Source organism: Mesorhizobium sp. M0514, from assembly GCF_040321145.1.
Lineage (GTDB): Bacteria > Pseudomonadota > Alphaproteobacteria > Rhizobiales > Rhizobiaceae > Mesorhizobium.
In genome coordinates this window covers 39,634-61,963 of sequence record NZ_JAMYQZ010000004.1, presented here as the reverse complement: position 1 = coordinate 61,963, position 22,330 = coordinate 39,634, and the positions used below count along the sequence as shown (strand labels likewise).

Below are 22,330 nucleotides of genomic sequence, written 5' to 3'. Positions count from 1 at the left end.
CCAATACAACTGAGATGCTCAGGCTAGCGAATGCCGACAGACCCGTCAACCGGATGCTCGAAACGGGCAAGCAGACTACGCGGGCAGACTACGCGGGCAGACCACACGGGCAGGCAGATATGGCTCTTCCGAAATCAGTGTCACCGTCCGCCGTCAAGGCGCCGTCGACCGCCGACATATTGCGCAGCGAGGAAGCTTATGAGCAGCTGAAGAGCGACATCGTCGCCTGCGTCCTGCAACCCGGCGAAAGCCTGACCGAAAAGCAGATCGGCGACCGCTACCAGATCAGAAAGGCGACGATCCGCTCGGCTTTGGCCCGCCTGACGCAGGAAGGGCTGATCAAGAGCGAGCCGCGCCGCGGCTATGTCATCGCACCGCTCAGCCTGCGCGACGTCAACGAGATCTTCGACGTCCGCAGCCTGATCGAACCGGAAGTGTTCCGGGTGGCCGCGGCAAACCTCACCGAACGCGGGCTCGACGACATCAGGCTGGCGGCGCAGAAGGTGCTGAAGCCGGAGACGCTGCGCAGCCATGTCGCCTTTCTGGCGGCCGACCGCGCCTTTCGCCTGGCCCTGGCCGAACTCTCCGGCAATCTGCGGCTGGTTCGCCTGCTCGACCAAACGCTCGACCAGTCGGAGCGTGTCCTCCATCTCGGCTTCAAATCGCGCGACTTCACGCAAGCGATCATCGGCCAGCAGAAGGAGTTGGTGCTTGCCTGCGAGCTGGCCGAAGTCTCGGCCATCGCAAAGCTTGCCCGCTCGCAGTGCCTGTCGCTCAAGAAGCAGGTGCTCGAGGCCTTGCTCGCCGGCTCCAAGCTGCAGGACGCCAATTTGCAAAGCTTCGCCTGAGGCGCGAAGCCCGCGCTCTCTGGCCGATGCTTACTCGTCGATGAAGCGGATGTCCGCATCGGCAAGGCAATAGGGCGCGTAGCGGAAATCGCGGATATGGCTGACCTTTCCATCCTGCCAGTCGACCAGCATGAAGCCGCGCACGGCGTCATCTCCCGCTTGCGGGCTGCGGATCAGGATGGCCGGCCTGCCGTCGACGAAGCCGAGCGACAGCGCCCAATCCTGGACACGGTCGTAATTGCCGAAATAGTTGGAAACCTGCGCCTTGCCGCGCATGCGGGTGCGATTGACGACTTCAAGCTGGATGTCCTCGGCAATCAACGCGCGCACGGCGTCGAAGTCGCGCGCGTTGAACAGGTCGACATAGCGGCGCAGGCGCCGCTCGTCACCGGCGTCGAGTTTTGGGGCAGGCGCCTGCTCGTCCTGTGACGCCAGCAGGCGCAGCTGCGACCGCCCGCGATGCAGCGCTGCCTTGGTCGCGGCCAGGGTCGCGCCGGACACTTCGCAGGTTTCGTGCAGGCTGAGGCCAAGCACGTCGACAAGGATCACGGCGCTGCGCTGCACTGTTGCCAGCTGCATGAAGCTTCGCAGGCTGGCGGCGGTGGCGAGCCTCGCATCGGCGCTTGCGGAGGGGTCTTCGATCGTCGTCATGTCGGTCTCGCTCATGCGCGCCTGCTCCCGCTGGCGCCGGCGCAGATGATCCTGCGCGGCATTGTGGGCTATGCGGAACAGCCATTGCTCCGGACGCTCGACGGCGGCGTCGCCGTCGATGGCCTGCAGTGCCTTGATCAGTGTCTCCTGGACGATGTCCTCGCCATCGATCACCGAGCCGGCCATGCGGGCGCAGTAGCGGTGCAGCTTCGGTCGCAAGGAGCCGAGCATCGCCTCCAGGGCAACGCGGTCGAGTTTTGCTGTGTTCATCCTGTCCGTTCCCTAAATGCCGGTCTTTGCATTCAAGCCGGCACGACCTCGCCGGCCAGCATACGATAATTGCCGACGATCTTTGCCGGCGATCTGGCAAGCGGCGTCGAGCGGCGTCCGGCATGATCGGCGCTGAAGGCCTTGAAGGCTGTGAGCCCGGTCAGGCCGTCGCCATCCTGGCTGACAAGATGGATGAACTCGCCATTCTCCAGTTCCAGGACGAGGTAGCGCACAGATTGCGGCTTCGTGTCGTCGAGTGCGTCGAACACCTGTGCAACCAGCATACGGTTCTCGGCGATGCTTTCGTCCTTCACGCCGTAGCGGATGAGATTGCAGCCCATTGTCGTCTCCTGTTTTTCAACTCTGCACAGAGAAGACGTTTCGCGGCCTCGAAAAGATTCGTCGCCCGGCGAATCTTTTCGATCGTCCGGATCGTCTTTCCCGTCGACGGCTGCGCGGCAGCCGTCCAGGAGCAGGAGAGACCCATCATGCACATCCAGTTTGCCGAATTGCCGGTGTTCGACCAGGACCGCGCCAAGGCCTTCTACACCGGACATCTTGCTTGCCAGGTGGCGGAGGACCAGCTGATGGGCGACAGCGGCTGGCGCTGGATCGAGCTGACATTTCCCGGCGCCGTCACCAATTTGCATTTCGTCAAACGCCCCGATGACACGCCGGGCACTGAGCCCGTGCTGGTGCTCGTTGATGGCGATGTCGAGGCAACGGTCGCGGGCCTGAAGGCGCGCGGCGTCGAAATCATCACCGAGCCGCAGGAAGCGCCTTGGCAGCCGGGCCGCACGGTCGCCGAATTCCGCGACAGCGAGGGCAACCGCATGGTTGTCGCCAGCAAATGATCGGACCCGGCGCAAAGCCGAACTTTGACATGAGAACAACAGGAGAGATGGACATGACCCCCCAAACGTCGACGCTGAAAGTACCGGGCGCCAGCCTCTATTATGAGATGCGCGGTTCCGGCCCCGTACTGTTGATAATCCCCGGCGGACCGCAGGACGCCGGCGTCTTCGCCGATGTCGCGGGCCACCTCGCCGACCGCTACACGGTGGTCGCCTATGATCCGCGCGGCAATTCGCGCAGCACCTTCGACGGAGAGCCGCAAGAGCAGGACCTCGATGTCCATGGCGACGATGCCGCGCGATTGATCGAGGCGCTTGGCGCCGGACCGGCCTATGTGTTCGGCACCAGCGGCGGCGCCCAGATCGGGCTCAACCTCGCCGCCCGCCATCCCGGCCGGGTTCGTGCACTGGTGGCGCATGAGCCGCCCAGCATGATGCTGCTCCACGACCCGTCGCCGTCACTGGCCGGCATGCGCGACCTGCACGACACCTATCGCAGCCAGGGTGTCGAGGCGGCGATGCAGAAATTCTTCAGCGAGAACAGCCTGTCGGAAGGGCCGGGTCAGGATGAAGCCGGGCCGCAGGACGGACCGCCTTCGTTCGAACCGTCGCCCGAGGAGGCCGAGACCTTTGCCAGGGTCAGCGGCAATTTCGAATACTGGCTGGCGCATGGCGTCATGCCGCTGTCGCTCTACCGTCCTGATATCGAGGCGCTGCGCGGCCGCCCGGTCGTGGTCGGCATCGGCGAAGAGTCCATCGGCCAGCCGATCGACGGCATGGGCAAGGCGCTGGCCGACAGGCTCGGCAGCAAGCGCGCCGCCTTCCCCGGCGACCATATGGGCTTTGCGCCCTATCCCGATCGCTTCGCCGAGACCTTGCACCTGACGCTCAGAGGCGCGTGAGATCGTCAGTCCAATAGGAAAGGAGCGTCCGCATGCACAATGCCCTTCTCCCATGAAATTACCGGCTAAGATTGGTGTATCAGACGGCCTCCCAGCCTTCCTTGGCACCGGCGCGGAAGATGGCGTCGATGACCTTCTGGTTGAGTACGGACTCCTCCAGCGTGAAGATACGCTCCTTGCCGCCCTGTGCCGCCCTGGCAAACGTCTCGACCTCGCGCCGGTACTGTTGCGTGCCGGGAAAGCGGAACACCTGCGCCTCGGTGTGGTTCTGGTTGTGCAATTCGATGCGGTGATGGTCGTAGAGCCCGGCATTGAACGGCGAGAACACCTCGATGAAACCCTTCTCGCCGTGGAACACCATCACCTGCCGCGCCGCCATCTGCGTCGACAGATAGAAGGACAGTTCGAAATCGCCGAAATCGGCGCGGATCGAGGAATAGATGTCGGTGCCGAATTTCTTGTCGCGCTCGATCGTCGCCTGCACGCGCAGCGGCTCCTTGCCGGTCGAAAACCGCGTCGACACCGTCGGATAGACGCCGATATCAGGCAGCGCGCCGCCGCCGAGATCGAGCTGGTTGCGCATGTTGGTGGGATCGACATTGTAATAGGAGAAGGCGCCCTGCACATGGCGCAGCCGGCCGATGGCGCCATCGGCGATGAGATCGCGCACCTTGATCCATTGCGGGTGGTAGATGACCATGAAGGCCTCGCAGACCAGCACCTTCTTCTGGTCGCGCAGCTTGATCAGCGGCGCGATGTCCTTGGCGTCGAGCGCCAGCGGCTTCTCCACCAGCACATGTTTTCCCGCTTCGATGGCCTTGGCCGTCCATTCGACATGCTGCGAGGTCGGCAGCGGGATGTAGACGCCGTCGACGTCTTTCGAAGCGAGCAGCTCCTCATACGAACCAAAGGCATGCCTGGCGCCGAACCGCTTGCCCAGGGCCTCGGCCTTCGACAGGTCGCGGCTGGCGATCGCGGACAAAACGCCATTCTCGGCCTCGACGATTGCCGGCAACAATTGCTCGCGGCCGATCTTGGCCGTCGACAAAACACCCCATCGGAACATCAGGCTTCTCCTATCGATTTACAGGCGAGGAGGTTTGCCCGAAATTGCGGGAAAAGCCAATGCGGATCGCTGGTCCTGCTAGCCTCGCTTGCCCGTCAGCGTCATGTCGAAATCGACGATATTCGAATAGATCGGCGTGCCGACATCCATGCCGTACCGGGAGCGCAGCACCTTGCCGGTGACGTGGAATTTAATGACGCCGCCCTTCAGCCCGCCGAGCTCGGCAGTGAATTTTTCCGCAAACGTCTTGCCGCACGCCGTCAGCCGGCCGCTGACCAGCGCCGTGGTGTCGCTGGTTCGGGTTACGCTGGTCGAGCGGAACTGGATTTCGGGGCTGTTGGCCACGTCGAACACCGCATCGGAGCGCAGGAAGGCGTCGATGCGGCCCTGGCCGGTGCCGACGCTTTCGGGATAGATGGTGAAGTTGACCGCGGAACGGCCGACATCGCTGTTGTCGATGCGGATGGAGCCCTTGAAGCGGCCAAAGGCGCCGTCGAGGCCGCCGCCACCGACCTTGCCGATGGAGAAGCGAATGCTGGAGCTGGCCGGGTTGACCGTGTAGCTGCCGGCGGCGTCGCCGAGGTCCACAGCGGCGGAGACAGGCATGGCAAGGCAAGCGGCAACAGCCGCCAATCCGAAGATGCGCGCATACATGGGTTTTGTCCTTCTGGGGCAGGCGAAGTGTTGCGCCCTCACTCCAATGAACGAATGCGCGGCGCGCGCTATTCCATGTCCTGATCTGACGAAGGCGTGATCATGCGCGTGAGCACGCTGTCGCGCAGCCAGAAATGATGCCGCAGCGCCGCCAGCGCATGCAGCGCAACCAAGGCAATGCCGGCATAGGCGAGATACCAGTGTGCTGCCGCCCAGAAGTTTTCCGCCGCATCGGACACGCCGAGCGGCAGGTTCGGCATCACGAACAGATTGAACGGCATGCTGGGTATCTCCAGCATCGACACCGAAACCAGTGCCCAGCCGGACAGCGGCACCGCGAGCTGGAAGCCATAAAGTGCCAGATGCGCCAGCGGCGCCGTCCGACGCTCCAGGCCTCCGACCGAGGCCGGCAAGGCCGGGGCCGTATTGCCGAGCCGCCAGGCAATGCGCAGGATGAGGAGGCCGAGCAGCAGGAAGCCGAAGGATTTGTGCAGCTGGATCAGCTCGAAGGCGGTGCGCTGGCTGGTCAACCGCACCATGATGAAGCCGAGCATGAACTGGCCGATGAACAGGATGCCGATCAGCCAGTGGAGGACGATCGCCGCCCAGCCGTAGCGGGTTGAGTTGTTGGTGATGAATGCCGGCATGGCTGGTGAACGAATGGCAGCTGGGCTTTCTTCCACCCTCCCCCTTGTGGGGAGGGTCGGCGCGAAGCGACGGGGTGGGGGTAGCGCCCTACGAAGACTCCCACCCCGATCCGCTACGCGGATCGACCCTCCCCACTAGGGGGAGGTGGCTAAGCACCGACCTTGAAGAAATCCACAAACGCCCGCAGCGCCGGGCGCATCTGGCGGCGGCTGGGGTAGTAGACGAAGAAACCGTCGAAGGGCGGACACCAGTCTTCCAGCACGCGGATCAAGCGACCGTCGGCGAGCGGCGCGCGCACATAATCGTCGAAGACGAAGGCGAGCCCAGCGCCGTCGACCGCCGCCTGGGCGATCAGATGGTCTTCGTCGAGGATCAGCGGCCCTTGCGCCGCGATCTCGATCTCTTCGCCATCCTTCTCGAATTCCCAGCGGTAAAGAATGCCGCTGGAAAAACGGAAGCGGATGCAGCGGTGGTCGGCAAGATCGCGCGGATGGCGGGGTCTTGGCATGGTCGCGAAATAGGATGGCGCGCCGACCACGGCGCCGCGAAGGTCCGGTCCGATGCGCACCGCGATCATGTCGCGCTGCAGGCTCTCACCGAGCCGCACGCCGGCATCGAAGCCGCCTTCGACGACGTCGGTGAAGCGATCCTCGATGACGATTTCCAGGACGATGTCAGGATAGGCCGCGGCAAAGCCGCCGAGCCTGGGCGTCAATGCCAGGTGGGCCGCGGTGCGCGGCACGGTCAGCCGCAGGTTCCCGGCCGGCCGGTCGCGCGCCTCGATCGCCGTTTCCAGCGCCAGATCGATCTCGGACAGCGCCGGCCGCAGCCGTTCGAGCAGCTGCGCGCCCTCCTCCGTTGGTGCCACGCTGCGGGTGCTGCGCGCCAAAAGCCGCACGCCCAGCCGCGCCTCCAGGCTGGACACGGCATGGCTCACTGCCGAGGGCGCGATGGCCAGTTCGCGCGCCGCGCCGCGAAAACTACCGCATTGGGCGACTGTTGCCAGTACAGCGAGTTGAGAAAGATGCGCTCGGTTCATTGCTCTATTTTATAGAACAGCCCGTGCGAATGACAGCTAATTATCGAACGTAAAGCTAGGCGCTATCTCTCTTTCATCGCAACAAGGAGATGCGCCATGAAAACCCGCAAACTTGGTACTGAACTCGAAGTCTTCCCCGTCGGCCTCGGCTGCATGGGTATGAGCTTCGCCTATGGCGGTCAGGCCGAGGCGGATGCAATCGCCACGCTGCGCCGCGCTGTCGAGATCGGCGTGACGTTTTTCGACACCGCCGAAGTCTATGGTCCCTTTGAGAACGAGATCCTTCTCGGCAAGGCGTTGAAGCCGGTGCGCGACAGGGTGACGATCGCCACCAAATTCGGCTTCAAGATTTCCGAGGAAGGCTCAGGCCTCGAACGCATGGTCGGCGTCGACAGCCGCCCGGAGCACGTCAAGGCAGTGGCGGAAGCCTCGCTGAAACGGCTCGATACCGATGTTATCGACCTCTACTACCAGCACCGCGTCGATCCCAACGTGCCGATAGAGGACACGGTCGGCGCCATGGCGGAACTGGTGCGCGACGGCAAGGTGCGGGCGCTGGGCCTGTCGGAGGTCAGTGCCACCACCATCCGCCGGGCGCACGCCGTGCATCCGATCGCTGCCGTGCAGAGTGAATATTCGCTGTGGAGCCGCGACCCCGAAGACGAAGTGTTCGATGTCTGCCGCGAACTCGGCATCGGCTTCGTCCCCTACAGCCCGCTCGGTCGCGGCCTGCTCACCGGCACCATCGCCAAGCCCGAGGCCCTCAGCGACGACGACTGGCGCCGGACCTTGCCGCGTTTCCAGGCCGACGCCATGGCCGCTAATGCCAAGGTCGTTGCGACGCTGGAAAAGCTGGCGGTGGAAAAAGGCGTCACCTCGGCCCAGCTGGCGCTGGCCTGGGTGCTGCACCAGGGCGACTTCATCGTGCCGATCCCCGGCGCAAGAAAGATCCGCCATCTCGAGCAGAACACAGCGGCGGCCGGGATCGAGCTGAGCGCGGCTGAGGTCGCGGCGATTGGAGATGCGCTGTCGCCGGACAAGGTGGTTGGCAAGCGCTATACGGAGGAACTGTTGGCGCTGGTGAATGGGTGAACAAGCGGGGGAGCTTGGCGCCCTGAGAAGTCAGCGCGCGGCACCCCCCTCTGTCCTGCCGGACATCTCCCCCGCAAGGGGGGAGATCGGCTGTCGTCGCTGTTTTCGCCAATCACCAACGTTGCAGAAAGTGCGCCAACGATGAAGCTGCCAATCTCCCTCCTTGCGGGGGAGATGGCCGGCAGGCCAGAGGGGGGTGCCTCGCGCCGCCATTTCGTATTACCAAGGCACCACCGTAATCTCCGGCCAGCACGCCTTCGCCCTCGCCCCCTTGGCCTCATGCGTGCGCCTGTTATCCATCAGCCGGTTGGGCGTGATGCGAAACGCGAAGAGGTCATCCAGCCCGAACGGCGCCACGACCTCAAGCTGCCCATCGGCATCGTATCGCACCCCGACCGCATGCGTCTTCGAAGCAAAATAGCTCACCGACTCGCTGGAACTCGTATAGCGCGGGCAGGGCTGGCCGAATTTCTGCGGATACCACAGATGCACCCGTGCCTGGTTGCGCACCTCGGCCGGCAGAGCCAGCCCCTCGAAATGCTGCGCGGCTCGACGGATGACCGCGTCCTCGGCCTCGTAGGACAGGTCGCTGTCATCGAAGTAGAAGAGATCGACATCCTTGATGCCGTAGCCCGGCGCCTTGCCGGTCAGGTGGTTCCAGACGCTGTTGTAGAGCGCGCCGGACACCACCAGCCAGTCCGGCAACGCCAGCGTGCGGGCCCGCTCCAGCGCGTCGCTGACGAGCGCATCCGCCAACACCATGGCGAGAAACGCTTCGCGCTGGGCTTCGAACGGCAGACCGGAATAGCGCAGATGGTCCATCGCCCTTTGGAGAGCGATTCGCAACTGCCGGCAATCCTCAGAAGCAATTCCAGGAAAAGTGTGTAGCGGTTTTACTGGGAAAGCGCGCCGCGCTTTCCCTAAGACGCGCTTTCCCTAAGAATTGCGTGAAGTCGAAATACGTAGGGCGGCGTTAGCCGCTCTACGTTCTCAGCATGCCGCCCGTTTGCTTGCCGACATTGTCGACGATGCGCTTGGCCAGCGCCTCGAAATCCTCGTCGGTGAGCGTCTTTTCAACCGGCTGGATAGATACTTCGATGGCAATCGACTTCTTGGCGGTCCCGAGAGATGCCCCCTCGAACACATCGAACACCGAAACGCCGGTGACCAGCTTCTTGTCGGCGGCGAGCGCCGCGCGCACCAGCGCGCCGGCCTCCACCGTCTTGTCGACGACGAAAGCAAAGTCGCGCTTCACCGCCTGGAAGGCGGACAGCTCCAGCTTTGGCTTGGTTTTCGACGGCTTGGCCTTCGGCTCGGGCACGGCGTCGATATAGACCTCGAAGCCGCAGAGCGGTCCGGAAACGTCGAGCCCCTCCAGCGTCTTCGGGTGGAACTCGCCGAACGTGCCGAGCACCGTCTTCGGGCCGAGCTTGATCGTGCCGGAGCGGCCGGGATGGTACCAGGCCGGACCGCCTGGCTCGATCTGCAGCCGGTCGACCGGCGCGCCGCAGGCTTCCAGCGCTGCAATCGCATCGGCCTTGGCGTCGAACACGCCAACCGGGCCTGCATTGCCGGCCCAGCTGCGGCCGGAGCCGTCGAGCTTGGCGGTGCCGCGCCGCACGCCGGCGGCGACGCGTCGCTGCTGGTCGGGGCCGTCGCCCTCATAGGTGCCGGAGACCTCGAACAGCGCGACGTCGCCAATGCCCTTGTCGGCGTTGCGCTGCGCGGCGGAAATCAGCCCGGGCAGCAGCGAGGGACGCATGTCGGACATGTCGGCGGCGATCGGGTTGGCGAGCTTCAGCGCCGTCTGGCCACCGCCGAACAGTTCGGCGTGCCTGGCCGGGATGAACGACCAGGTGACGGCTTCCATCATGCCGCGCACGGCGAGCGAGCGCTTGGCGGTGCGGGTGCGGACCTGCAGCGTGGTCAGGATCTTGGAATTGACCGCATCATGCGCGCCCAGCGGTTGCGGTGCGATGTTGTCGACACCGTGGATGCGCATGACTTCCTCGACCAGGTCGGCCTTGCCGTCGACATCCGGGCGCCAGGACGGCACCGCTACATCGACGACATCGCCCGAGCCCTGCGGCTTGAAGCCGAGGCGCGACAGGATGTCGAGGCTCTCCGCCCTGGGCACCTCGATGCCGGTCAGCCGCTTCACTTCCGAAAGCGGGAAGGAAACGGTCTTCGGCGTATGGCCGGCGTAGCCGACGACCTCGATTTCCGTCGGCTCGCCGCCGCAGAACTCCAGCACAAGCTTTGTCGCCAGCTCGACGCCGGGCACCATGAATTCCGGGTCGACGCCACGCTCGAAACGGTAACGGGCATCGGTGATGATGCCGAGCGTACGGCCAGTGCGGGCCGTGGTGATCGGATCCCAAAGAGCGGATTCGATCAGCACGTCCGTGGTGCTCTCGTCGCAGCCGGAATGCTCGCCGCCCATGACACCGGCGATCGATTCGACGCCATTATCATCGGCGATCACGCACATCTGCGGCGTCAGCGTGTATTCGCGCCCGTCGAGCGCCAGCACCTTCTCGCCGTCGCGTGCGCGGCGCACGACGAGATTGCCGGCGACCTTCTTGGCATCGAACACATGCAGCGGCCGGCCACGGTCGAAGGTGACGTAGTTGGTGATGTCGACCAGCGCGCTGATCGGGCGCAAGCCGATGGCGATCAGCCTTTGCTGCAGCCATTTCGGCGACGGCCCGTTCTTCACGCCTTTCACCAGGCGCAGCGCGAAACCGGGGCAGAGCTCCGGCGCCTCGATGGTCACCTTGACCGGCGTTTCACCTTTGCCAAGGACCGCTTCGACCGGCGCGGTCTTGAGCCGGCCAAGCCCGCTTGCCGCCAGGTCCCGGGCGACGCCGTAAATGCTGGTCGCATCCGGCCGGTTCGGCGTCAGATTGATCTCGATCACCGGATCGTCGAGATGCGCGTAAGCCGCGAAGCTGGTGCCGACAGGCGCATCGGCCGGCAGGTCGATAATGCCATTGTGCTCATCCGACAGCTCCAGCTCGCGCTCGGAACACATCATGCCATGGCTCTCGACGCCGCGGATCTTGCCGACGGTGAGCGTCACATCGATGCCGGGCACATAGGTGCCGGGCGCGGCGAAGGCGCCGATCAGGCCGGCGCGGGCATTCGGCGCACCGCACACCACCTGGACAGGGGCCGCGCCATTGCCGGTGTCGACGGTCAGCACCCGCAGCCGGTCGGCGTCGGGATGCTGCACGGCGGTCAGCACCTTGGCGATGACGAACGGCTTCAGGCCGGCCTTGTCGTCGACATGCTCGACTTCGAGGCCGATCGAGGTCAGCCTCTCGACGATCTCGTCGAGCGTGGCGTCGGTGTCGAGATGATCCTTGAGCCAGGAGAGGGTGAGTTTCATCACTGTGTTCCGTTTTGTCTGTACCCGCCCGGACCTTGTCCATCGGGTCGGGGCACGCTGGTCTTCAAATGGCGCGGCAGGTCGTCGGGCATATGCAGGAAAGGCAGTTGCTCGCGCACATAGGCATGGTGCGTCGGCCGGAAACAGGCCGGCATGTCCATGGCGCCGAGCATGAAGTAGATGTGGTCTTCCAACCGCTCATCGACATAGGCGATCGGCGAACCGCAAATGCCGCAGAACGAGCGTGTAACCGGGCCGTTCTCGTACATTTTCAGCGCCTTGCCGGTGAAAGCCACCTGCTCGGTAAGGAAGCCGACAAAGGCCGACACCGGCGCGCCGCTGGCGCGCCGGCAATCGCCGCAATGGCAATAGCTGACATGGTGCGGTTCGACCGAGGCCTCGAACCGTACCGCGCCGCAGCGGCAGCCACCGGCGTGCGGCGCCGTCATGCGGAAAGACCTCCGAACAGCGTCGGCATGTCGAGCGGCCGGAAACCGTAATGCGACAGCCAGCGCACATCGGCGTCGAAGAAGGCGCGCAGGTCCGGCATGCCGTATTTCAGCATGGCGATGCGGTCGATTCCCATGCCCCAGGCAAAGCCCTGATATTCGTCGGGATCGAGCCCGCCGGCGCGCAGCACATTGGGGTGGACCATGCCGCAGCCGAGGATCTCCATCCAGTCGGAGCCTTCGCCGAAGCGCACTTCGCCGGGCCGCGAGCGGTCGCATTGGATGTCGACCTCGAGGCTTGGCTCGGTGAACGGGAAGAACGACGGCCGGAAGCGCATCTTCACCTGCGGCACCTCGAAGAACGCCTTGCAGAACTCCTCCAGCACCCACTTCATGTTGGCGACATTGGCCGACTTGTCGATTACCAGACCCTCGACCTGATGGAACATCGGCGAGTGGGTGGCGTCAGAGTCCTGCCGGTAGGTTTTGCCCGGAATGACGATGCGGATCGGCGGCTTCTGCTTCTCCATGGTGCGGATCTGGACCGGCGAGGTGTGGGTGCGCAACAGCTTGCGTTCGCCCTTCTCGTCCGGCTGGAAAAAGAAGGTATCGTGCATCTCGCGCGCCGGATGCCCTTCGGGGAAATTCAGCGCGGTGAAATTGTAATAGTCGCTCTCGACATCGGGACCTTCTGCGATGGCAAAGCCGAGATCGCCGAAGATCGCCGCGATCTCGTCGATGACCTGGCTGATCGGATGGATGCGGCCGCGCTCGGCCGGCGATTGCCGCACCGGCAGCGTCACGTCGACCGTCTCGGCGGCGAGGCGCGCAGTGACAGCAACATCCTTCAGCTCGGCCTTGCGTGTCGTCAGCGCTTCGGTGACGCGGTTCTTCAGGCCGTTGATCGCGGGGCCCTTGACCTGGCGCTCCTCGGCGCTCATCGCGCCCAGTGTCTTCAGCAATTCCGAGATCGACCCCTTTTTGCCGAGAGCCGCGACGCGCACGGCTTCGATAGCAGCCTCATCGGCGGCCGACGCGACGTCGGCCATCAGGGAGTTTTCGAGAGTATCCAAGCCGGTAGCTATGTCGTTCACGGTCAAACTCGCTGTGTTGGGAGTCAACTTTGAGGTGAAAGTCACTTTCAAGTTGAAAGTTCAGCCATAAGAAAAACCCGCGCCAGCCGTGCCAGCGCGGGTTCCCCAATCAGAATTGCGAATGCTGGGAAGCGCTGGGCTCGGAGCCCGATCCCGAAAAGTTGCAGACTTTTCGGAAAGATCGCGCTCCTCGCTGAATTTCCCTGAGCATGATGTTGTCCAAAAAGTCAGCAACTTTTTGGCATCATGCTCTAGGCGACAGCGCTTTCAAAAGCATTCGGGGTGGTGTTCTTCAGATATTCGAGCGCGACCTTGGCCTTGGCCACGAGTGCGGCGAACGCCTGCGGTTCATGGATGGCCATGTCGGACAGGATCTTGCGATCGATCTCGATACCGGACTTGTTGAGGCCGTCGATGAAGCGGCCATAGGTCAGGCCATGCTCGTGCGTCGCGGCGTTGATGCGCTGGATCCACAGCGCGCGGAACGAGCGCTTGCGGTTCTTGCGGTCGCGATACGCGTACTGCATCGACTTTTCGACCGCCTGCTTGGCGATGCGAATGGTGTTCTTGCGGCGGCCGTAGAAGCCTTTCGCGGCTTTCAGGACCTTCTTGTGCTTGGCGTGCGAGGTGACGCCTCTTTTTACGCGTGCCATGTCATGATCTCCTTAAACGCTGTTCCTGAAACCGAATGCTCAGAGGCCGTTCGGCAGAAAATTCTTGATGACCTTCTTGCCATCCGGTTCAGCCAGAACCATCGTGCCGCGGGCATTTCGAATGAACTTGTTGGAACGCTTGATCATGCCGTGACGCTTGCCGGCCGCAGCCGACAGGACTTTACCCGTACCTGTGATCTTGAACCGCTTCTTGGCGGCCGATTTGGTCTTCATCTTGGGCATTTTGCTACTCCGTATTGGTGGCGCACAATCGCGCTTCTTGTTCGCTTCGGGCGGACCAAAAGCCCGAAAAGCAAATGAAACCGCCACGGCATGCCCTGCCGGGCGGTTTTCTTGGAACGGCGGTCCTATACGTCAAAGCGGGCTGGCGCGCAACACCCGAGCGGCTGCGACGCTCTGTCCGCGATCAGGGCAGCCTGAACAGCACCGGCAGAATGCCCGATTGCTGGGCGCCATCGATGGTCTCGAACACCGGCAACGCCACCAGAAACACCAGCCCGTCGAGCAAGGTGGTCAGCAAGAGGCGCGGCTTGAAGCTGCCGGTGTCGCCTTCCTGGTAGAGCGACAGCTTGGGGAAGAAACGCGGCACCCGCGCCAGATAGGCTGTGTAGGGCGCGCCGAGAACCTCCTTGAGATACCGTTCCTCGCGCAGGATGACGATGTGGAAGGCGCCGGCGCACAAAAGCGCAAACAGGACGATGCCGGAGAACGAGCCGATCTGCGCCCCGACGCCGGCGGCGGCAACGGTCGAGAACACGTAGAGAGGATTGCGGGTGATCGAATAGGGTCCGCCGGTGACCACTTCGGAGGATTTGCGCCCCCCGATATAGAGTGTCGACCACAAGCGGCCGACGACGCCAAGGAAGATCAGCAGCACGCCGACCATCTCGATCGTTTCATGCACCGGGGTATCGGGCGGGAAGGTCGACTGGCCGAACAGCAGTGCCGCAAACAGCACCACCACCAGCACCGCAAGCACCATCCGGCGCATGTGCTGGTAGCCGCCCAGCTCCTTGATGGGCGCAGGGTTGATTTCATTGGCCATGTCGGGAATCCGATCGTCGAGAAGCTTTGCCGGCGATCGCGGCGTCTGGACAGGAGAATCGGCGTCCCGCCGATCGCCGGGACGCCATGAGACAGGATTCAGGCGGATTTAGAGCGCAACGCCCGAACTGATCTAGCGCGGGGCCAGCACCATCATCATCTGGCGGCCTTCCAGCTTCGGCTCGGCTTCGACCTTGGCGATGGTAGCCGTCTCCTCGCGCACCTTGTTCAGGAGCTGCATGCCGAGTTCCATATGCGCCATCTCGCGGCCGCGGAAGCGCAGCGTCAGCTTGACCTTGTCACCTTCCTCGAAGAAGCGCCGCACGGCCTTCATCTTGGTTTCGTAGTCATGGCTGTCGATGTTCGGGCGCATCTTGATCTCCTTGATCTCGATGACCTTCTGGTTCTTGCGCGCCTCGGCCGCCTTCTTCTGGTTGGCGTATTTCAATTTGCCGAGATCGAGAATTTTGACGACAGGCGGCACCGCATTGGGCGAGATCTCGACCAGATCGAGCCCTGCCTCTTCGGCGAGCAGCAATGCGTCGTTGATGGAAATATCGCCGCGGTTCTGGCCATCGGCGTCGATCAGTTGGACCCGGGGAACCCGGATATCACGGTTGGAGCGCGGGCCATCCTTGGTGGGCGCCGCTGCTTTGAAAGGTCTGCGAATGGTCGTGGTCTCCTTGGCCGTTTCGTTCAGGGTTTCAATCTAGAAATGTTCAGGACGCGCCAATGTGGTGAGCGCGCGGGCGGAGTCAATAGCACAGCGCTGACAGAAAATCACCCTGATCGCAGGCCTGCACCAAACAAAGGATGTCGCGAGCACTTTCCGCCTCGCCTGTGCCTGTGTCAAAAGACCGGCAAGTAAAATCAGGCTCCCGCAATCAGGCCCCCAGAACCAGGATTGATCCACAGCCATGACCGCGACCACCCCAACCCTGCTGGATGTCGACGGCATTGATATCGCGGTTCGCCATTCCTCGGGCGCAACGCCCGGCATCGTCTGGCTCGGCGGCTATAAATCCGACATGCTGGGCACGAAGGCGCAGACGTTGTCGGATTGGGCGGCAAGGGAAGGCCGCGCGTATCTGCGCCACGATTATTCCGGCCATGGCGAATCCGGCGGCGCCTTTGCCGACGGCACCATTTCGAAATGGCTTGGCGAGAGCCTCGCCGTCTTCCGGCGTTTCACCGAGGGCAAGCAAATCCTGGTCGGCTCGTCGATGGGCGCCTGGATCGCGCTGCGCATGGTGCAGGAACTGCGCAAGGCGGGCGACAGCAATGTGGTTGGCCTGGTGCTGCTCGCGCCGGCGCCGGATTTCACCGCCGAGCTGGTCGAGCCGGCTCTGACGGAGGAACAGAGGCGCGACCTCCGGGAGAAAGGCTTTTTCGAAGAACCTTCGGACTATTCCGCCGAGCCTTACATCTACACAAGCGCGCTGATCGAGGACGGCAGGGCGAACCGGGTCATGACCGGGCCGATCGATACCCATTGCCCCGTCCACATCCTGCAGGGCCTGGCCGATGCCGATGTGCCGGCAAGCCATGCGCTGAAGCTGGTCTCGCTGCTGCCGGCCGACGACGTCACCTTGTCGCTCATTCCCGACGGCGACCACCGCCTGTCGCGGCCGCAGGATCTCGACATGCTGCTGAGGGCGGTGGGCGACATGGTTCAGCGGGCGGGGTAGGCGAGAATGCGCATTTCCATCCCGATATCCGCCTTTGTCGCGGCAATCGTCGGCTTCGGCGGCACGCTGGCCGTCGTCATTGCCGCCGCCAAGGCGGTTGGCGCCACGCAAGCCGAAACCGCGAGCTGGGTGACGGCAGTGTGCGTGGCGATGGCGATCGAATGCTTGTGGCTGTCCTGGCGCACGAAAATACCCATCATCACCGCCTGGTCGACACCGGGCCTGGCGCTGATGGCGGCATCGAGCGGGTTTACCATGGCCGATGCGGTCGGCGCCTTCATCGTCACCGGCCTAATGTTGATCGCCACCGGCCTGTTCAAGCCGCTGACCCAGCTGATATCAAGGATACCGGCGTCAGTCGCGTCCGGCATGCTGGCGGGCATCGTCGTCACCTTCGCGCTCAATGCCGTCAAGACCATTCCGGTCGACCCTTGGCTGATCCTGCCGCTGATCGCGGCCTTCTTCGTCATTCGCCTGTTCAACCCGGCGCTGTCGGTGCTGGCGGTGCTGATCGGCGGCGGCATCGCCGCATTCCTGACAGGCCGCGTCGGCGGATTGCCGGCGCCGGAACTGTCGACGCTGACGCTGATTGCCCCGCATTTCAGCGCCGCAGCCGTCATCGGCCTGGCGCTGCCGCTCTACCTCGTCACCATGGCGTCGCAGAACCTGTCGGGTCTCGCCGTCTTGCGCGCCGCCGGCTATCACCCCGAACCCGGCCCGCTGATCGGCGTCACCGGCCTGTTCTCGCTGCTGTCGGCGCCGTTTGGCGGCTCGACCACCAATCTGGCCGCGATCTCTGCGGCGATCTGCACCGGGCCGGACGTCCATCCCGACCCGGCCGAGCGCTGGAAGACCGGACCCTTCTATGCACTTGCCTATCTGATCTTCGCGGTTTTCGGCGCCTCGCTGGTGGCGATCTTCGCCGTCCTGCCGCAGAGCCTGATTGTTCTGGTAGCCGGCCTGGCGCTGATGGGATCGCTCGCCAACGCGCTGTCGATCGCCCTCAAGGAAGAGGACCAGCGCATGGCGGCTACTGTCACCTTCGTTGTCACCGCGTCGGGGCTGACTTTGTTCGGCGTTGGCGCCGCCTTCTGGGGCTTGGTCGCCGGCCTGGTCGTGCTTTTCCTCGAAGCGCTCAAAAAGCGATAATCATTCCAGGACCTTGTCCGGTTTTGGCGGACGTTGTCTTGAATCGCCGTTTTTCTCATCCCATTTCGAATCCACGCAGCCGCTCTTGGCTGTCTCCAACCGAAGGAATGGGAGAAAATGAACACATCCGCATTGATCCGCCCGGCCTGGACGCCGGCGACCATCGCGCTGATGGTGATCGGCTTCATGGTGTTCTGGCCGCTTGGCTTCGCCATGCTCGCCTACATCATCTGGGGCGACCGGCTTGACGGCTTCAAGCGCGACGTCAACCGCGCCACGGACGGCATCTTCGCCGGCTGCCGCCGCGGTTCCGACAAGGCCGCGCGCTGGGGCCACGGTTCGGCCCGCACCGGCAATGTCGCTTTCGACGACTGGCGCGAGAAGGAACTCGAACGCCTCGCCGAAGAGCGTCGCAAGCTCGACGAGATGCTGAGCGAGTTCGATGAGTACGCCCGCGAATTGCGCCGCGCCAAGGACCAGGACGAGTTCGACCGCTTCATGGCCAACCGCAACAAGTCGACGGCGCCTGCGAAAACAGGCTCGGCCGAAACGGCCAAGCCCGCGACCCCCAAGCGCAAGGGCCCGAACCTGCTTGACGACTGAGGCTGCGCGCATGACCCCGAAAATCGAAACCGATTTTCGGAAAGGTTCATGCGCCAAATTAGAGTGCTACAGCGTCCTTTGCGCGTCAGAGACGCGCGGCGCTGTAGGACAGGCCTTGGCATGATGGACGGCGTCGCGCGAGCGGCGCCGTTTCTTTTTTGTTCTGGTCGTTTTCCTCGAATCGCGTATCGTTCAGCCATGTCCTTCGGCTTTTTCCGCAACCTGACCAAACCAAAACCCTCGCCTGTCGAAGAGCGAGAGCACGTCGTTGCCGGCCGCACACTGCCGCTCAGGATCGTCGAGAGCGCCCGCGCACGGCGGCTGACGCTGCGCATCGATTCGGGCGGCCAGGGGCTGCGCATCACCGTGCCGCCGGGCCTGCGCCGCGGCGAGGTGGAGAAATTCCTTCACCGCCACCAGGACTGGCTGGAGCAGCGACTGGCCAAGGTACCGACACGGCCGCAAGTGCGCCCCGGCATCAAGATCCCGATACGCGGCGTCGCGCATCGCATCGTCCACGAACCGTCGAAACGCGGCACCGTCACCGTGTCGCGCGACGAGCGCGGTCCGCTGCTGATCGTCCATGGCGAGCGCATACATTTGCCGCGCCGCATCGCCGACTTCCTGAAGCGCGAAGCCAAGAAGGACATCGAGAAGCTGGTGGTCAAACATACCGAGGCACTCGGCAAGCGCGCCAAGGCGATCCGCTTCAAGGACACGTCGAGCCGCTGGGGTTCCTGCACCTCCGACGGCAATTTGTCCTTCTCCTGGCGCATCATGATGGCGCCGACGCCGGTGATAAACTACCTGGTCGCGCATGAAGTGGCGCATCTCAAGGAGATGAACCACGGCCCGAAATTCTGGAAACTGTGCGAGCAGCTCTGCCCCGACACCGACCGCTGCAAGGACTGGCTGAAGAGGAATGGTGGGGCGTTGCAGGCGATTGTGTTCGATTAGCCTGCGCCAGCGCCGCGCTCAATCATCATTGGCCGCATTAAGCTCTTCAGGCCGCAGCCCTTCGTCGCCATGGCGCGGCCATGGCAGGAAATTCTGCTCGAACGCATCGCTGCCGAAATAATCCAGGACCCGGTGCGCTTCCGCCCCGTCGAAGGCGGCGTTTTGCATCAGATGGGCGATGACGTCGCGGGCTTGCGCAATCTTCTGCCTGAGTTCGGCTATGCTCTGGTCGGCCATTCGTCTGCTCCGCCTTGCTTCTCCCATCAATAGGTAGCGCCTTTGGCGTTGCCGGCAAACAGGATGCTTTTTCTCGACTCTTGGCCGGTTTCGTGCCAATCCCCGCGCCATGGCGCTCGATATCAAGATCTGTGGATTGAAGACCGATGAGGCAATGGCCGCGGCCCTGGCCGGCGGCGCCAGCCATGTCGGCTTCATCTTCTTTGCTAAAAGCCCGCGCTATGTCGAGCCTGCGGCAGCCGGCCGCCTGCGCGAGGCGGCAATCGGCAAGGCCAGGGCGGTCGCCGTGACGGTTGATGCCGATGACGCGTTCCTGGATGAGATCGTCGCAAAGATGCGCCCCGACATGCTGCAGTTGCACGGCACGGAGACGCCCGAGCGGGTGGCCGAGGTGAAAGCTCGCTACGGCCTGCCTGTCATGAAGGTGTTCTCCGTCAGTGAGGTAGCCGATCTCGAGCGGCTAAAGCCGTTCATCGGCGTTGCCGATCGCTTCATGTTCGATGCCAAGCCACCAAAGGGCTCGCAACTTCCGGGCGGCAATGGCGTCGCCTTTGACTGGCGCATCCTGGCCGGCCTTGACGCCGGGCTCGATTACATGCTTTCCGGTGGGCTCAACGCCGCCAATATCGGCGACGCCCTGATATCAGCCAATCCGCCCGCGATAGACATTTCGTCGGGGGTGGAAAGCGGCCCGGGCGTCAAGGATCCGGCGCTGATCGAGCAGTTCTTCCGGGCCGTCAGGGCCGCGCGCGACGACCGCGCTGCCTGAGGCACTTCTTTCGAACCCGAGCATGTTCCGGAGAAGTGGGAACCGGTTTTCCGATAAGACATGCTCAGAACCAAGACCAGGAGATCGGCGATGAACAAGCCGGCGACACCCAATTCCTTCCGCACGGGACCCGACGAACAGGGCATGTTCGGCATCTTCGGGGGCCGCTTCGTGGCCGAGACGCTGATGCCGCTGATCCTCGACCTCGAGCGGCACTGGAACGAGGTCAAGAACGATCCGGACTTCAAGGCTGAGTTGACCAACCTCTCGACCCACTATGCCGGGCGGCCGTCAAAGCTGTATTTCGCCGAAGGCCTGACCAAACATCTTCGTGAGGTTTCCTCGGCGAAGGGCCTCGGGGGCGGCGCCAAGGTCTATTTCAAGCGCGAGGACCTGAACCACACCGGTTCGCACAAGATCAACAATTGCCTCGGCCAGATTCTGCTCGCCAAGCGCATGGGCAAGAAGCGCATCATCGCCGAGACGGGCGCCGGCCAGCACGGCGTTGCCGCGGCCACGGTCGCGGCGCGCTTCGGCTTTCCCTGCGTCGTTTATATGGGCGCCACCGATGTCGCCCGCCAAAGCCCCAACGTCTTCCGCATGAAGCTGCTCGGCGCCGAAGTGCGGCCGGTGACCGCCGGTCACGGCACGCTGAAGGACGCCATGAACGAAGCGTTGCGCGACTGGGTCACCAATGTCGAGGACACTTATTATCTGATCGGCACCGCCGCAGGTCCGCATCCCTATCCGGAGCTGGTGCGCGACTTCCAGTCGGTGATCGGCATCGAGGCGCGCGCCCAGATCCTCGAACAGGAAGGCCGGCTGCCCGACACCATCATCGCGGCTGTCGGCGGCGGCTCCAACGCCATCGGCCTGTTCCATCCTTTCCTCGACGACAGGCAAGTCCGCATCATCGGCATCGAAGCCGGCGGCCGCGGCCTCGACGGCATCGAGCATTGCGCCTCGATGAATGCCGGCGCGCCAGGCGTCCTGCACGGCAACCGCACCTATCTCCTGCAGAACGCCGATGGCCAGATCATGGACGGCCATTCGATCTCGGCCGGCCTCGACTATCCGGGCGTCGGCCCCGAACATTCCTGGCTGCGCGATTCCGGCCGCGTCGAATATGTGCCGATCCTCGACGACGAGGCGCTGGAAGCCTTCAAGCTGACGACGCGCGTCGAAGGCATCATCCCGGCGCTGGAATCCGCCCACGCCATCGCGCATGCGGTGAAGATCGTGCCTGATATGGACAAGGACCAGATCGTCATCGTCAACCTGTCGGGACGCGGCGACAAGGATGTGCACACAGTGGCCTCGATGCTGGGCATGGAGATCTGATCATGGTGACCCGCATCGACCGCCGCATGGCAAAACTGAAAGCCGAGGGACGCCCGGCGCTCGTTACCTATTTCATGAGCGGCGACCCGGACTATGACACCGCTTTGTCGATCATGAAGGCGCTGCCCAAGGCCGGCGCCGACATCATCGAAATGGGCATGCCGTTTTCCGATCCGATGGCCGACGGCCCGGCGATCCAGGCCGCGGGCCTGCGCGCGCTGAAAGGTGGCCAGACGCTGGTCAAGACGCTGCAGACGGCGGCTGATTTCCGCGCCACCGACAATGAAACGCCGATCGTGCTGATGGGCTACTACAACCCGATCTACATCTACGGTGTCGACCGCTTCCTCAAGGACGCGATCGCCAGCGGCATTGACGGGTTGATCGTCGTCGACCTGCCACCGGAGATGGACGAAGAACTCTGCATTCCGGCGCTGAAGGCCGGCATCAACTTCATCCGCCTGGCCACACCGACCACAGACGACAAGCGCCTGCCCAAGGTGCTGCAGAACACGTCGGGCTTCGTCTACTACGTGTCGATGACCGGCATCACCGGCTCGGCTTTGGCCGACACCGGCAAGGTTGCCGCCGCGGTCAGGCGCATCAAGGGCCATACCGACCTGCCGGTCTGTGTCGGCTTCGGCGTCAAGACCGCCGAGCAGGCGCGCATCATCGGCGCTTCGGCCGATGGTGTCGTCGTCGGCACCGCGATCGTCAATGCGGTGGCCAATGTGCTGGGGCCGAAGGGTGAAAAGACCGCCGACCCGGCCGAAGCCGTCGCCACGCTGGTCAGCGGCCTGGCGCAAGGTGTGCGTTCGGCCCGCCTTGCTGCTGCCGAATAGTTTCCCTACTTAGGCCTTGTGCAAGTCGTTATCCCAAAACCGGTTCCCACTTTTGGGCGACATGCACG

At 63.7% G+C, this 22,330-nt stretch carries 26 protein-coding genes; 11 read left to right on the top strand and 15 right to left on the bottom strand.

Annotated features, from left to right (window positions below):
• The first annotated feature begins 119 nt into the window (after positions 1-119).
• The gene (locus NKI61_RS02930) at positions 120-848 is read left to right on the top strand and encodes a GntR family transcriptional regulator (RefSeq protein WP_023714481.1); all 729 of its coding nucleotides are present in this window, start codon (positions 120-122) and stop codon (positions 846-848) included.
• Positions 849-878: 30 nt separating this feature from the next.
• Here the strand turns inward: NKI61_RS02930 and NKI61_RS02925 are convergent, their stop codons facing one another.
• The gene (locus NKI61_RS02925; protein ID WP_023732742.1) at positions 879-1,769 is read right to left on the bottom strand and encodes a sigma-70 family RNA polymerase sigma factor; all 891 of its coding nucleotides are present in this window, start codon (positions 1,767-1,769) and stop codon (positions 879-881) included.
• A 32-nt stretch (positions 1,770-1,801) separates the two neighbouring features.
• Positions 1,802-2,110, bottom strand: coding sequence for a hypothetical protein (locus NKI61_RS02920; protein WP_352443601.1), 309 nt, complete (start codon positions 2,108-2,110; stop codon positions 1,802-1,804).
• A 147-nt stretch (positions 2,111-2,257) separates the two neighbouring features.
• On the opposite strand from NKI61_RS02920, the gene NKI61_RS02915 reads away from it, so the two are divergent.
• On the top strand, positions 2,258-2,623 hold the full coding sequence (locus NKI61_RS02915) for a VOC family protein (protein ID WP_023672270.1): 366 nt from the start codon (positions 2,258-2,260) through the stop codon (positions 2,621-2,623).
• 53 nt (positions 2,624-2,676) lie between these two features.
• On the top strand, positions 2,677-3,525 hold the full coding sequence (locus NKI61_RS02910) for an alpha/beta hydrolase (protein WP_352789021.1): 849 nt from the start codon (positions 2,677-2,679) through the stop codon (positions 3,523-3,525).
• 79 nt (positions 3,526-3,604) lie between these two features.
• Here the strand turns inward: NKI61_RS02910 and NKI61_RS02905 are convergent, their stop codons facing one another.
• The 4 genes from NKI61_RS02905 to NKI61_RS02890 form a co-directional block, all read right to left on the bottom strand.
• Positions 3,605-4,591 carry a Gfo/Idh/MocA family protein gene (locus tag NKI61_RS02905; RefSeq protein ID WP_352838815.1) on the bottom strand — a complete coding sequence of 329 codons (987 nt, stop codon included), beginning with the start codon at positions 4,589-4,591 and terminating at the stop codon, positions 3,605-3,607.
• Between the two features lie 78 nt (positions 4,592-4,669).
• The gene (locus NKI61_RS02900) at positions 4,670-5,245 is read right to left on the bottom strand and encodes a YceI family protein (protein WP_352838814.1); all 576 of its coding nucleotides are present in this window, start codon (positions 5,243-5,245) and stop codon (positions 4,670-4,672) included.
• A 68-nt stretch (positions 5,246-5,313) separates the two neighbouring features.
• Positions 5,314-5,892 carry a cytochrome b gene (locus NKI61_RS02895; protein ID WP_352838813.1) on the bottom strand — a complete coding sequence of 193 codons (579 nt, stop codon included), beginning with the start codon at positions 5,890-5,892 and terminating at the stop codon, positions 5,314-5,316.
• Positions 5,893-6,041: 149 nt separating this feature from the next.
• Positions 6,042-6,932 (bottom strand): LysR family transcriptional regulator, encoded by an 891-nt coding sequence (locus NKI61_RS02890; protein ID WP_023687444.1) that lies wholly within the window; start codon positions 6,930-6,932, stop codon positions 6,042-6,044.
• Positions 6,933-7,028: 96 nt separating this feature from the next.
• Here NKI61_RS02890 and NKI61_RS02885 point away from each other — a divergent pair, with 96 nt between their 5' ends.
• Positions 7,029-8,024: an aldo/keto reductase gene (locus NKI61_RS02885; protein ID WP_352560028.1), complete on the top strand. Its 996-nt coding sequence runs from the start codon at positions 7,029-7,031 to the stop codon at positions 8,022-8,024.
• A gap of 219 nt (positions 8,025-8,243) precedes the next feature.
• Here NKI61_RS02885 and NKI61_RS02880 read toward each other — a convergent pair whose 3' ends face one another.
• From NKI61_RS02880 to infC, 8 genes are all read right to left on the bottom strand, one after another.
• Complete coding sequence (locus NKI61_RS02880; RefSeq protein WP_023672277.1) at positions 8,244-8,846, bottom strand: nucleotidyltransferase family protein; 603 nt, start codon at positions 8,844-8,846, stop codon at positions 8,244-8,246.
• Between the two features lie 160 nt (positions 8,847-9,006).
• Complete coding sequence (pheT, locus tag NKI61_RS02875) at positions 9,007-11,415, bottom strand: phenylalanine--tRNA ligase subunit beta (protein WP_352838812.1); 2,409 nt, start codon at positions 11,413-11,415, stop codon at positions 9,007-9,009.
• The gene (locus NKI61_RS02870) at positions 11,415-11,864 is read right to left on the bottom strand and encodes a GFA family protein (protein ID WP_023687441.1); all 450 of its coding nucleotides are present in this window, start codon (positions 11,862-11,864) and stop codon (positions 11,415-11,417) included. The genes pheT and NKI61_RS02870 overlap by 1 nt, the downstream gene beginning before the upstream one ends.
• Positions 11,861-12,913 carry a phenylalanine--tRNA ligase subunit alpha gene (gene pheS, locus NKI61_RS02865; protein WP_032891898.1) on the bottom strand — a complete coding sequence of 351 codons (1,053 nt, stop codon included), beginning with the start codon at positions 12,911-12,913 and terminating at the stop codon, positions 11,861-11,863. The genes NKI61_RS02870 and pheS overlap by 4 nt, the downstream gene beginning before the upstream one ends.
• A 296-nt stretch (positions 12,914-13,209) precedes the next feature.
• Positions 13,210-13,611, bottom strand: a complete 402-nt coding sequence (gene rplT, locus NKI61_RS02860) for a 50S ribosomal protein L20 (RefSeq protein WP_023672281.1) — start codon at positions 13,609-13,611, stop codon at positions 13,210-13,212.
• A 39-nt stretch (positions 13,612-13,650) separates the two neighbouring features.
• Positions 13,651-13,854: a 50S ribosomal protein L35 gene (gene rpmI / locus NKI61_RS02855; RefSeq protein ID WP_006201248.1), complete on the bottom strand. Its 204-nt coding sequence runs from the start codon at positions 13,852-13,854 to the stop codon at positions 13,651-13,653.
• Between the two features lie 184 nt (positions 13,855-14,038).
• Positions 14,039-14,677, bottom strand: coding sequence for a methyltransferase family protein (locus NKI61_RS02850; protein ID WP_023755491.1), 639 nt, complete (start codon positions 14,675-14,677; stop codon positions 14,039-14,041).
• A 132-nt stretch (positions 14,678-14,809) separates the two neighbouring features.
• Complete coding sequence (infC, locus tag NKI61_RS02845) at positions 14,810-15,346, bottom strand: translation initiation factor IF-3 (protein ID WP_023744911.1); 537 nt, start codon at positions 15,344-15,346, stop codon at positions 14,810-14,812.
• A 247-nt stretch (positions 15,347-15,593) separates the two neighbouring features.
• On the opposite strand from infC, the gene NKI61_RS02840 reads away from it, so the two are divergent.
• The 4 genes from NKI61_RS02840 to NKI61_RS02825 all read left to right on the top strand — a co-directional run bounded on the left by NKI61_RS02840 (position 15,594) and on the right by NKI61_RS02825 (position 19,073).
• On the top strand, positions 15,594-16,364 hold the full coding sequence (locus tag NKI61_RS02840) for an alpha/beta hydrolase (protein WP_023681389.1): 771 nt from the start codon (positions 15,594-15,596) through the stop codon (positions 16,362-16,364).
• 6 nt (positions 16,365-16,370) lie between these two features.
• Positions 16,371-17,513 (top strand): benzoate/H(+) symporter BenE family transporter, encoded by a 1,143-nt coding sequence (locus NKI61_RS02835; protein WP_352838811.1) that lies wholly within the window; start codon positions 16,371-16,373, stop codon positions 17,511-17,513.
• Positions 17,514-17,630: 117 nt separating this feature from the next.
• A complete protein-coding gene (locus NKI61_RS02830) occupies positions 17,631-18,116 on the top strand; it encodes a DUF2852 domain-containing protein (protein ID WP_023672286.1) in 486 nt (161 codons plus the stop codon).
• A 198-nt stretch (positions 18,117-18,314) separates the two neighbouring features.
• The gene (locus tag NKI61_RS02825; RefSeq protein ID WP_352838810.1) at positions 18,315-19,073 is read left to right on the top strand and encodes a M48 family metallopeptidase; all 759 of its coding nucleotides are present in this window, start codon (positions 18,315-18,317) and stop codon (positions 19,071-19,073) included.
• 18 nt (positions 19,074-19,091) lie between these two features.
• Here the strand turns inward: NKI61_RS02825 and NKI61_RS02820 are convergent, their stop codons facing one another.
• Positions 19,092-19,310, bottom strand: a complete 219-nt coding sequence (locus NKI61_RS02820; protein WP_352838809.1) for a hypothetical protein — start codon at positions 19,308-19,310, stop codon at positions 19,092-19,094.
• A gap of 109 nt (positions 19,311-19,419) precedes the next feature.
• Here NKI61_RS02820 and NKI61_RS02815 point away from each other — a divergent pair, with 109 nt between their 5' ends.
• The 3 genes from NKI61_RS02815 (at position 19,420) to trpA (ending at position 22,262) form a co-directional block, all read left to right on the top strand.
• Positions 19,420-20,079 carry a phosphoribosylanthranilate isomerase gene (locus NKI61_RS02815; RefSeq protein WP_023681392.1) on the top strand — a complete coding sequence of 220 codons (660 nt, stop codon included), beginning with the start codon at positions 19,420-19,422 and terminating at the stop codon, positions 20,077-20,079.
• Between the two features lie 90 nt (positions 20,080-20,169).
• Positions 20,170-21,420 carry a tryptophan synthase subunit beta gene (gene trpB, locus NKI61_RS02810; protein ID WP_023687439.1) on the top strand — a complete coding sequence of 417 codons (1,251 nt, stop codon included), beginning with the start codon at positions 20,170-20,172 and terminating at the stop codon, positions 21,418-21,420.
• 2 nt (positions 21,421-21,422) lie between these two features.
• Entirely contained in the window at positions 21,423-22,262 is an 840-nt protein-coding gene (gene trpA, locus NKI61_RS02805) for a tryptophan synthase subunit alpha (RefSeq protein ID WP_352838808.1), read from the top strand.
• Positions 22,263-22,330 lie beyond the last annotated feature (68 nt).

What these genes read in the sequence shown, in the direction of transcription:
- NKI61_RS02880 (WP_023672277.1), bottom strand. Translation starts at nt 8,846, where the DNA reads ATGGACCATCTGCGCTATTCCGGTCTGCCGTTCGAAGCCCAGCGCGAA.
- rpmI (WP_006201248.1), bottom strand. Translation starts at nt 13,854, where the DNA reads ATGCCCAAGATGAAGACCAAATCGGCCGCCAAGAAGCGGTTCAAGATC.
- rplT (WP_023672281.1), bottom strand. Translation starts at nt 13,611, where the DNA reads ATGGCACGCGTAAAAAGAGGCGTCACCTCGCACGCCAAGCACAAGAAG.
- NKI61_RS02840 (WP_023681389.1), top strand. Translation starts at nt 15,594, where the DNA reads ATGACCGCGACCACCCCAACCCTGCTGGATGTCGACGGCATTGATATC.
- NKI61_RS02815 (WP_023681392.1), top strand. Translation starts at nt 19,420, where the DNA reads ATGGCGCTCGATATCAAGATCTGTGGATTGAAGACCGATGAGGCAATG.
- trpA (WP_352838808.1), top strand. Translation starts at nt 21,423, where the DNA reads ATGGTGACCCGCATCGACCGCCGCATGGCAAAACTGAAAGCCGAGGGA.
- NKI61_RS02825 (WP_352838810.1), top strand. Translation starts at nt 18,315, where the DNA reads ATGTCCTTCGGCTTTTTCCGCAACCTGACCAAACCAAAACCCTCGCCT.
- NKI61_RS02850 (WP_023755491.1), bottom strand. Translation starts at nt 14,677, where the DNA reads ATGGCCAATGAAATCAACCCTGCGCCCATCAAGGAGCTGGGCGGCTAC.
- pheT (WP_352838812.1), bottom strand. Translation starts at nt 11,415, where the DNA reads ATGAAACTCACCCTCTCCTGGCTCAAGGATCATCTCGACACCGACGCC.
- NKI61_RS02920 (WP_352443601.1), bottom strand. Translation starts at nt 2,110, where the DNA reads ATGGGCTGCAATCTCATCCGCTACGGCGTGAAGGACGAAAGCATCGCC.
- NKI61_RS02925 (WP_023732742.1), bottom strand. Translation starts at nt 1,769, where the DNA reads ATGAACACAGCAAAACTCGACCGCGTTGCCCTGGAGGCGATGCTCGGC.
- NKI61_RS02915 (WP_023672270.1), top strand. Translation starts at nt 2,258, where the DNA reads ATGCACATCCAGTTTGCCGAATTGCCGGTGTTCGACCAGGACCGCGCC.
- NKI61_RS02870 (WP_023687441.1), bottom strand. Translation starts at nt 11,864, where the DNA reads ATGACGGCGCCGCACGCCGGTGGCTGCCGCTGCGGCGCGGTACGGTTC.
- trpB (WP_023687439.1), top strand. Translation starts at nt 20,170, where the DNA reads ATGAACAAGCCGGCGACACCCAATTCCTTCCGCACGGGACCCGACGAA.
- NKI61_RS02895 (WP_352838813.1), bottom strand. Translation starts at nt 5,892, where the DNA reads ATGCCGGCATTCATCACCAACAACTCAACCCGCTACGGCTGGGCGGCG.
- NKI61_RS02905 (WP_352838815.1), bottom strand. Translation starts at nt 4,591, where the DNA reads ATGTTCCGATGGGGTGTTTTGTCGACGGCCAAGATCGGCCGCGAGCAA.
- pheS (WP_032891898.1), bottom strand. Translation starts at nt 12,913, where the DNA reads ATGGCCGACGTCGCGTCGGCCGCCGATGAGGCTGCTATCGAAGCCGTG.
- NKI61_RS02885 (WP_352560028.1), top strand. Translation starts at nt 7,029, where the DNA reads ATGAAAACCCGCAAACTTGGTACTGAACTCGAAGTCTTCCCCGTCGGC.
- NKI61_RS02890 (WP_023687444.1), bottom strand. Translation starts at nt 6,932, where the DNA reads ATGAACCGAGCGCATCTTTCTCAACTCGCTGTACTGGCAACAGTCGCC.
- NKI61_RS02930 (WP_023714481.1), top strand. Translation starts at nt 120, where the DNA reads ATGGCTCTTCCGAAATCAGTGTCACCGTCCGCCGTCAAGGCGCCGTCG.
- NKI61_RS02820 (WP_352838809.1), bottom strand. Translation starts at nt 19,310, where the DNA reads ATGGCCGACCAGAGCATAGCCGAACTCAGGCAGAAGATTGCGCAAGCC.
- NKI61_RS02835 (WP_352838811.1), top strand. Translation starts at nt 16,371, where the DNA reads ATGCGCATTTCCATCCCGATATCCGCCTTTGTCGCGGCAATCGTCGGC.
- NKI61_RS02910 (WP_352789021.1), top strand. Translation starts at nt 2,677, where the DNA reads ATGACCCCCCAAACGTCGACGCTGAAAGTACCGGGCGCCAGCCTCTAT.
- NKI61_RS02830 (WP_023672286.1), top strand. Translation starts at nt 17,631, where the DNA reads ATGAACACATCCGCATTGATCCGCCCGGCCTGGACGCCGGCGACCATC.
- NKI61_RS02900 (WP_352838814.1), bottom strand. Translation starts at nt 5,245, where the DNA reads ATGTATGCGCGCATCTTCGGATTGGCGGCTGTTGCCGCTTGCCTTGCC.